This is a genomic window from Streptomyces sp. YGL11-2 (genome assembly GCF_050054615.1).
GTDB lineage: Bacteria > Actinomycetota > Actinomycetes > Streptomycetales > Streptomycetaceae > Streptomyces.
Window position 1 is genome coordinate 48,063 of sequence record NZ_JBNHIN010000008.1, and the last position, 9,002, is coordinate 57,064.

A 9,002-nucleotide genomic window follows, 5' to 3' on the forward strand; every position below is an offset into this window, starting at 1 on the left:
GCCCTCCCGCACCGCTCACACCGCCGACGCGTCCGGGCCGAAGCGGCTGCGGACGGCCGTCTGGACCTCGGCTTCCTCGGCCGGGTCGGCGGCCAGCCGGCGGAGTTGCTCGACGACCCGGTCGTCGCCGGTGGCGGCGTGCCGGGCGGCCAGTTCGCGGGTGCTCTCCTCGCAGTCCCACAGGCACTCGACGGCGAAGCCCGCCGCGAAGCCGGGGTCGGTGACGGCGAGCGCCCCGGCGGCCCGGCCGCGGAGGTGGGAGGAGGACGTCTCGCGGTAGACGTGGCGCAGCACCGGGGCCGCGCAGGCGACGCCGAGGCGGCCGGCGCCGTCGACCAGTTCCCAGAGACCGTGCGCGTCCGGCCCCTCCTCGCGCACCGTCCGGCGCAGCGCGGCCAGCACCAGCTCGGTGTCGCGCCGGGCGCCGCGCCGGGCCAGCATCGCGGCGGCGGACGCGCCCAGCCGATCCGTCCGCGCGGCCCAGACCCGGGCCCGCTCGACGGCGGCCACACTGCGCATCCGCTCGTACGAGGCGAGCGCCGCGGCGGTCAGCTGCCCGGAGGACAGCGGATCGGTCACCGCGGCCTCGATGAGGTCGAGGACCTCGGCGTCGCCGCGTTCGGCGAGGTGGTGAAGGACGGCGGCACGCGCCGTGTCCGGTCCGGTGCGCGCCGCGCGCAGCAGTTCGGGGCGGTCCTCCGGTCCGGCGACGGCACTCAGGCAGCGGGCGGCGGCGATGTGCCGGTGCTCCCCGTGGCGCGGGTCCAGCTCCTGCTGGGCCCAGTCCAGTACCTCGGTGACGCTCCAGCCGGGCCGCGGGCCGCGGGGCCGCAGCTGCCGCTGCCAGCGGTCGAAGGAGCCCTGCTCCCCGGCGGCGGCCAGCCGTGCGCCGTACCGCGGATCCTCGGCCCACAGCCGCCAGGGCCGGGGTTCGAAGGCGTCGCGGACGGCGGCGGCCAGCTCGGCCGCGCCCTGCTCGGTCTCGGGGAAGCGCGCCAGGACGGCGGGGGCCAGGGTCATCAGCCCGGCGTCGTCGTCGCGCAGCGCGAGTTCGTCCAGCGCCCAGCGCCAGTTGCTGCCGGCCGCGGCGTAGCTGCGCAGCAGCAGCCGGGCGGCGTCCCTGCCGTACGCGGCGAGGTGGCCGAGGACGGAGAGCGCGAGGCCGGTGCGCTCCTCGCCGGTGTCGGTGAGGTCGTCGGGGTGGAAGAGGTGGCGTTCGATCTCTTCGAGCCCGCCGTCGAGCTGCATGTAGAGGCGCGCGTAATAGAGCGAGCGGTTCTCGACCTGCCAGTCGCGGCGGGGGTCGCGCAGCACGCTGTCGTTGAGTGCCGCGAGCGCCTCGGCCCGCGGCGCCGCGAGGGCATGCAGGGTCCCGTCGCCGCGGCCTCGCTGGAGGAGGCCGAGCAGGGTGCCACTGGGCGCTATGTCTGGATCGAACATGAGGTCAGCATCCGGTGCGGGGGACAGGCTGGCAACGGGATTTCCGCTGACCGGCATTCTTGCCGGTGACCGCGGGCCTTATGCGTCGTTCCCACCGTGGATCGGCGGGGTAGACAGCTGTACGGCGGCCCGCAGCCTAGCGTGGAAGCCGGCATTCCGCAGATTCGGCAGAGGCTGCCGCCGGGAGGCCGTTGGCATATGACAGGTGCACCACCGTATCGGGTAATGCCAAATCCCTTACGGACGGTCGCAGCCTGTGCAAGAGTCGTTACCGGCCCATACGACCCGGCGCCGCCTGATCACGGAGTACGTCATGCCGCCCCCTCTCTTCGCGGATCACCCAGCCGATCGGACACCCGAGCGCGACGCGGTCGAGGCACTCATCTCGCAGGCCCGCAGCCTGCGCGGTGGTCTCGACGCGGTGCGCAGAGAGTCCTCGGTGGCAGCTGATCTCGCCGCCGACCCGCAGCTGCGCTGGCAGCGGGCGCTGTGCGATCTCGCCGTCCACCACCTGGACGACCTCGGCGGTCACCTCGACCAGCTCAGAGAGGGCCTGCCCGCCGAGATCGCGGAGGAGGAGCCGGAGCCGTGCGCCGAGCCGCCGGTGGCCCCGCCCGAGCCGGAGACCCATGAGCGCGGCGCGCTGCTGCGCCGGGTGGGCAGCGCCGAGTGGAACCTTCTCACCGACGAGGTGAGCTGGTCCGACGAGCTCTTCACGATGTTCGGCCGGGATCCGTCCGAGGGCCCGCTGACCCTTGACGAACTGCCGTCCCTGGTGCACGCCGACGACCAGGAGTCACTCGCCGTGATGGTCACGGACTGCCTGGTGGACGGCCGGCCGATCGACGGCGAATTCCGCATCGTGCGCGCCGACGCCGGCGTCCGCACGGTGCACATGGTGGGCGAGCCGGTGCTGGACGCCGACGGCAGTACGGCCTGCATGTGGGCCGTCCTCCGGGACGTCAGCGAGCTGCGCCGCAGCCAGATGGCGGTGCGCGAGACCCGTGACTCGCTGCAGCGCCAACGGCATATCGCGCAGACCGAGCACCGGCTTGCGGTCGAGCTGCAGGAAGCCGTGCTGCCGCCATGGCGCGGCTCCCTGCGGTTCCCGCAGGGCGGGCCCGTCACCCTCGACCTGGCCGGGCGCTACCTTCCGGCGGGGACGTCCGCACTGATCGGCGGGGACTGGTACGACGCGCTGCAACTCCCCGACGGCAAGACCCTGCTGAGCGTCGGCGACCTCACCGGGCACGGCGTCGCCGCGACGTCCGGCATGGCGATGGTGCTCGGCGCGCTGCGCGGGATGGCCGTCGCGGGCCACCGGCCCGGGCCGCTGATGGGCTTTCTCAACCAGCTGCTGGACACCTCCGCCCAGCCGGCGCTGGGCAGCGCGGTGTGCTGCCGGTTCGACCCCGAGGCGCGCACGCTGGAGTGGGCCCAAGCCGGGCACCCCGCGCCGCTGCTCTTCCGCGGCGGCACGGGGCGCGCGCTGGACCCGCCCGAGGGTGTCCTGCTGGGGGCCACCTCGGGTGCGACCTACGCCGAGCGCATCGAACGGCTGGAGCCCGGCGATCTGCTCGTCCTGCACACCGACGGGCTCGCCCCGCGCCGCACCCACGGTCCGCAGAGCGCCCATGAGGGCGCCGAACAACTGCTGGCCCTGGCACCGCGATTCAGCGCGGCCCGCAGCGCACAGGACAGCGTCCGTGTCGTGGTCGAGGAGTTCGGCAGCACCGAGCGTGAGGATGACGCGTGTGTGCTGATCGCCAGGGTCGGCGGCTGACGCGACACCGCGGCGGCCGAGGGCGGACCGGCTGTGGGGACGCCGGTCGCCCCGAGGGGGTCGGGGTCGGGGTCGGTGAGGAGTTCGGAGTGGGTTGACGGCTCGTCATATTCCCTCTGGCAACGATCCGTTGGGGTCCATCGAGGCCGGTCGGGAAGGGATGACGATCGGTCGAAGATGGTTGCTGATCGGGTGTTCTTGATCGGGTTGATCGGGTGTTCTTGATCGGGTGGTGACGGCGAACCCGGATCGCGGCACACGTCGAGGTCCACGCGGTCGCACGGTGTGCCGGAGCGGCCGAGAGGAGCAACGAGGTGGGGGCCCGGCACCATGTCCGTAGCGCGGGTGCTGCTCAGACCGAGAAGTTCGGTGCCGTCCCGATTCCCGGCCCCAGCGCCGCTCCCTTGGGCCGTGGCTTCGCCTTCGGCAGGACCTGCTGGATCTCCTCGCGCAGGTCCTGGATCTTGCCGAAGTTGGCGTACTGGCCGGTGAGCCGGAACATCTCGCGGAGCCGGTCCCAGGTGCGGTGCGAGGAGTTCTCGCCGATGGAGACCAGCGCCAACCGGGCGTAGCGGTCGGCCTGTTCGGGGTCGTCGCCGATGAAGCAGGCCGAGGCCATCGAGATGTAGTCGAAGATCTGCGACCGCTGACGGCCCTGCTCCCGCAGCTGGAGGGCCTTCCTGGCGTGGCTCTGGGCGATCTTGGCGGCCGACGGGTCGTGCTCGGCGAGCGTACGGAACGCCAGCGCCTGCATGCCGTGGAGGTCCGCCTCGTCGAACATCTGCATCCAGCACGGCGGCGGCACGTCGCCCTTGTCCGAGACGAACAGCTCCTCCGCCTCGCCGAGCGTGCGGCGCATCGCCTGGCCGTGCCCCTTCGACGCCTGAGCCCACGCCTCGATGGTGTGCAGCATGGCGCGGGTCCGCGGGAGGGTCTCGCCACCGGATCCGGACTGGGCCAGCTTCATCAGGTCGAGGGCGTCGTCCGGACGGCCCAGGTGGACCATCTGGCGCGCGGCCCGGGAGAGCGCCTCGCCGGCCCGCGGGCGGTCGCCGCCCTCGCGGGCCGCATGGGCGGCGATGATGAAGTACTTCTGGGCGGTGGGTTCCAGGCCGACGTCGTGGGACATCCAGCCGGCCAGTACGGCGAGGTTGGCCGCGACCCCCCAGAGCCTGCGCTGGAGGTGGTCGGGGTGGCGGTAGGCGAGCATTCCGCCGACCTCGTTGAGCTGGCCCACCACGGCCTTGCGCTGCAGCCCGCCGCCGCGGGCCGCGTCCCAGGCGCGGAAGACTTCGACCGAGCGCTCCAGCGCGTCGATCTCCTGCGACCCCACGGGGGCCGCCTCGTAGCGGTCGAGGCCGATCTGGTCGAGTTCGTGCAGGGAGGAGTGGGCGAGCGGATCGTCGTGGCGCAGGGCGGTAGAGGCCGGGTCGGTGTGCAGCCAGTCGTGCATGGCGCCGGTGAGTGCGGAGCCCGCGGCGAGCGCAGCGCCCGCACCCACCAAGCCGCGTCGATTGAGCATGAGGTCCATTCCCGTGAATTCCGTGAGGACCGCGGCGGTCCGTTCGGGAGCCCACGGCAGACCGTCCATGGCCTGCCGCTTCCCCGAGCGACCGGTTCTGGCGAACCCGAGGTCCTCGATGGTTACGACACGGCCGAGGCGCTCGGTGAAGAGGGAAGCCAGGACCTTGGGCACCGGATCCCGGGGGGTCTCCCCCATGTCGATCCAGCGCCGTACCCGCGAGGTGTCGGTTGCCAGCTGCGGATGGCCCATGGCCGCCGCCTGCCGGTTGACCAGCCTCGCCAGCTCTCCTTTGGACCAGCCGGCCAGGCCGAAAAGATCCGCGAGACGGGTGTTCGGCTCCCTGTTCACGTCAAGCCCCCAGGTTCCTCGACTGAGTTGACAGTAACGGGCCGGTGACATGCGGTGCGACCATTCGCCAGGGTTCGCCAGGGTGCGCCAGATGGTCTGCCACCCATAGCCGCGTGTTCGGTAGGTGTGCAGCCCCCGGCCCGGTGGCGGGACCGCATTCCCCAGGGTGCGCGCCCTTCACAGGGACCCTGGATCGGCCTTCTGCACGGGGCCCGTTCACGGGTTCCCCCACCGGGCCGGGAGCGCACGCAACTCGTCGGCGCACGAAGGGATCTGTCTCACCCATGTATGCAGCATCGTCCGCCGTGACCGCCCCCACTCGGACGTACCGCCCGCATCCTGCCGGCAGCGGGCCGTATCTCGATCCCTCCCCTTCCGCGGGGGCGGTGACCGGTCTCCCCGGCGGCCGGAACCGGCGGGCACAGGGGATGGGCACCCAACCGCTCAGCGGGAGACTCGACTTGTCCGGCCCCCAGGGCGCCCAGCTGCGCGCCGCCGTAGCCTCGGTGCACCGCATCTGTCCGGAGTTCAATCCGGTCCAGGTGCTGCGCCGCAGCGGAAAGTCCGTGCTCCTGGTGGGCACGACCGGTCGGACGAGCGCGGTCGCCAAGTGTTTACTGGACCATTCGCCCGCGTGGGTCGAGAGCTTCCGGCAGGAAATAAGCGCGTACCGGGCGTTCGTCCGGCACCGTCCCCCGGTCCGGGTGCCGCGTCTGGTGGCGGCCGATCCCGACAACTGCACGCTGGTGGTGGAGCGCATGCCGGGCCGGGTGGCGGCCCTGACCCGGCACCCCTCCGAGGCGCCGCCGCGGGCCGATGTGCGGGCCGCGCTCGGGGCGATCTGCCGGGTCAACGCCTGGCGCCCGCCCGCCGGGCTGTTCGACGCCCCCCTGGACTACGCGGGCCGGATCGGGCGCTACCACGACCTGGGGCTGCTCACCGACCGCGATCTGGGTGATCTCCAGAAGCTGCTGCACGGCCTCTCGCACACCCAGGGCCAGTTCTGCCACGGCGACGCACTGCTGAACAACGTCCTGCTGTCCCCGGCGGGCCCGGTGCTGCTCGACTGGGACAACGCGGGCTGGTACCTGCCGGGCTACGACCTCGCCACCCTGTGGTCGGTGCTCGGCGACGCGCCGGTGGCCCGCCGGCACATCAGCCAGCTCGCCCAGTCCGCGGGCACCGCCTCGCGGGACGCGTTCCTGGTCAATCTGATGCTGGTGCTGACCCGCGAGATCCGTCGCTACGAGACCGCGGTCCAGCGCACCATGCGCGAGCCCACGCCGACCGGGACACCGGGTCCGGGACAGCCCGGGGTGCCCGCGGCGGGCGAGGAGCAGCGGCTGCTCCTGCGCCGACTGCACGACGACTGCCAGATGGCACGCCGTGCGGTACGGGCGGCGGTCGGCACTCGCTGACCGCCGGGGGGTGCCGGCGAGGCGGCACCCCCGAAGGGGAATGGTGAGCGGCGCAGCCCCTCGGGGGCGCGCCGCTCACCCCTGTATTGGTCCATTCCACTGACGCTCCGCAGGCCCGGGGCCCGCTCCGGGAAAGCTCCTCCGGTGATGCCCTGACAGGCGACATCCTGACCGGATCAGGTAGTTGACGGAACGTCGGCAAGCCTCTGGCTCTCAGCCGACCGAGGGCTTTAGTCTCGGTTTCTCCCGCACGGCCGAAGGACCCGGCCGACGGCGCAGGCCGGACCGGGTCCTGGCACACCGTCACACCGCCCCGGCTCGGGCCGGCTTGAGGAGGCTGTTTTGCGAGGATCCGCCCCGGAAGACGACACCAGAATCCACCGTCCCGCCCTGCGCAGGTCCGCCACCGCCGTCGCCGCCGCGGTACTGCTGCTGCCGCTGATCTCGGCGGCCCCGTCCGCGCAGGCCCGGCAGCCCCGTTCGGACACCCTCCAGCATGCCTTCGGCAAGGCCGCCGCGCGCTTCCATGTGCCACGCAGTGTGCTGATGGGCGTCTCGTACCTGGAGTCCCGCTGGGACGGCCACGGCGGCGCGCCCAGTGTCTCCGGGGGCTACGGCCCGATGCACCTGACCGACGCCCGTGCGGCCGTGGCGCGCCAGCCGGAGTTCAGCGCGGACGGCGAGGACGCCCGCGGCGACACCGCCCGGACCCGCCGTACGGTACCGGCCACGCAGCAGCGCCGGGCGGTGCTGCCCGCCCAACTCCCGGCCAGGCTACGGACGTTGCCGCAGGCCGCGCGGCTGACCGGGCTGCCGGCGGCGACGCTGCGCTCCGACTCCGCGGCGAACGTGCTGGGCGGCGCCGCGCTGCTGGCCGCGGCGCAGCGCGGGCTGGGGCTGCCGGCCAGCAGCGACCCGGCGAAGTGGTACGCGGCGGTGGCGCGCTACGGCGGCGAGGACAGCGCGCGCGGCGGCGCCGCCTTCGCGAACGACGTGTACGCGGTGATGCGCCGGGGACAGTCGCGGACCACCGACGCCGGGCAGCGGGTCACCCTGGCCGCCGCGCCGGCGCTCACCCCCGACCCCACCCAGGCGAAACGTATCGGCGTGTCCGCCGGCTCCGCGCGGCGAGCCTCCGGCCACGGCTCCGCCGGTGAGCTGGAGTGCCCCTGGTCCGTCGCCTGCGAGTCCTGGCCGGCCCCGTACGAGGTGTACGACAAGACCAACTACGGCAACCACGACCTGGCAAACCGCCCCAAGGACCAGCGGGTCGACACCATCGTCATCCATGACACCGAGGGTTCCTGGGAGACCAGCCTGCGGCTGATCAAGGATCCCAAGTACGTCTCCTGGCACTACACCGTCCGCTCCTCGGACGGGCTGATCGCGCAGCACGTGCCGACCAAGGACGTCGCCTGGCACGCGGGCAACTGGTTCGTGAACTCGCACTCGATCGGCATCGAGCACGAGGGCTTCCTCGCCGCGCCGGACGCCTGGTACACCGAGGCGATGTACCTGACGTCGGCCCGCCTGGTGACGTACCTGGCCCACAAGTACGGCATCCCGCTGGACCGGCAGCACATCCTGGGCCATGACAACGTCCCGGGCACCACGACGTCCACGATCCCCGGGATGCACACCGACCCGGGGCCGTACTGGGACTGGGCGCACTACTTCACCCTGCTGGGCCGGCCGTTCCTCCCCACCGCGGGCCCGCGCGGCGGCCTGGTGACCATCCTGCCCCTCTACCAGCTCAACCGGCCGGTCTACACGGGCTGCGAGAAGGCCGGGCAGCAGTGCCCGGTCCACGGCTCCACGGCCGTCCGGCTGCACACCGCGCCGAGCGACGGCGCCCCGCTGATCCGGGACATCGGACTGCATCCGGACGGCTCCGCCACGACCACCGGGGTCAATGACACGGGGGCGCGGGCGACGACGGGCCAGCGGTTCGCGGTGGCCGGCCGGTCCGGCGACTGGACGGCGATCTGGTACCTCGGGCAGAAGGCGTGGTTCCGCAATCCGCTCGGCATGCCGACGGCCGTGGACGCCAAGGGCCTGGTCGCCACCCCGAAGGCCGGCCGGGCGGAGATCCCGGTCTACGGACGGGCGTACCCGGAGACCGCCGCCTACCCGTCGAAGGTGCCGGTGCAGGCGGTCTCCCCGCTGCCGTACAAGCTCCTCGCCGGTCAGGCGTACGCGGTCGGCGGGCGGGTGCGGAGCGACTACTTCTACTCGCCGACCTACGACCTCGCCCAGCATGCGGTCGTCCGCGGCCGGGACGTGTACTACGAGATCCAGCTCGGCCACCGGGTGGGGTATGTGCGGGCCGCCGATGTCGACGTCAGGTCCTCGGAGGCACCGGCGTCGGGGTCCTAGACGATCGGGTTGCGCACCTGAAGAGCGCGTCGGGGGGGGGGGGGGGGGGGGGGGGGGGGGGGGGGGGGGGGGGGGGGGGGGGGGGGGGGGGGGGGGGGGGGGGGGGGGGGGG

Annotated in this window: 5 protein-coding genes; 3 read left to right on the plus strand and 2 right to left on the minus strand. The window is 73.1% G+C overall.

The genetic code is table 11. The annotated features are described in order from the left end of the window. Positions 1 to 15 precede the first annotated feature (15 nt). Complete coding sequence (locus ACO1BR_RS11645; protein WP_426794971.1) at positions 16 to 1,440, minus strand: HEAT repeat domain-containing protein; 1,425 nt, start codon at positions 1,438 to 1,440, stop codon at positions 16 to 18. A gap of 313 nt (positions 1,441 to 1,753) precedes the next feature. Here ACO1BR_RS11645 and ACO1BR_RS11650 point away from each other — a divergent pair, with 313 nt between their 5' ends. Next, positions 1,754 to 3,223 carry a PP2C family protein-serine/threonine phosphatase gene (locus ACO1BR_RS11650; RefSeq protein WP_426794972.1) on the plus strand — a complete coding sequence of 490 codons (1,470 nt, stop codon included), beginning with the start codon at positions 1,754 to 1,756 and terminating at the stop codon, positions 3,221 to 3,223. Between the two features lie 352 nt (positions 3,224 to 3,575). On the opposite strand, the gene ACO1BR_RS11655 is transcribed toward ACO1BR_RS11650, so the two are convergent. Beyond that, a complete protein-coding gene (locus ACO1BR_RS11655) occupies positions 3,576 to 5,096 on the minus strand; it encodes a hypothetical protein (protein ID WP_426794973.1) in 1,521 nt (506 codons plus the stop codon). Between the two features lie 284 nt (positions 5,097 to 5,380). On the opposite strand from ACO1BR_RS11655, the gene ACO1BR_RS11660 reads away from it, so the two are divergent. Together ACO1BR_RS11660 and ACO1BR_RS11665 are read left to right on the plus strand one after the other, a co-directional pair. Then, positions 5,381 to 6,514: an aminoglycoside phosphotransferase family protein gene (locus ACO1BR_RS11660; protein ID WP_159505035.1), complete on the plus strand. Its 1,134-nt coding sequence runs from the start codon at positions 5,381 to 5,383 to the stop codon at positions 6,512 to 6,514. A 342-nt stretch (positions 6,515 to 6,856) separates the two neighbouring features. Continuing rightward, a complete protein-coding gene (locus ACO1BR_RS11665) occupies positions 6,857 to 8,890 on the plus strand; it encodes an N-acetylmuramoyl-L-alanine amidase (protein ID WP_426794974.1) in 2,034 nt (677 codons plus the stop codon). Positions 8,891 to 9,002: the final 112 nt, after the last annotated feature.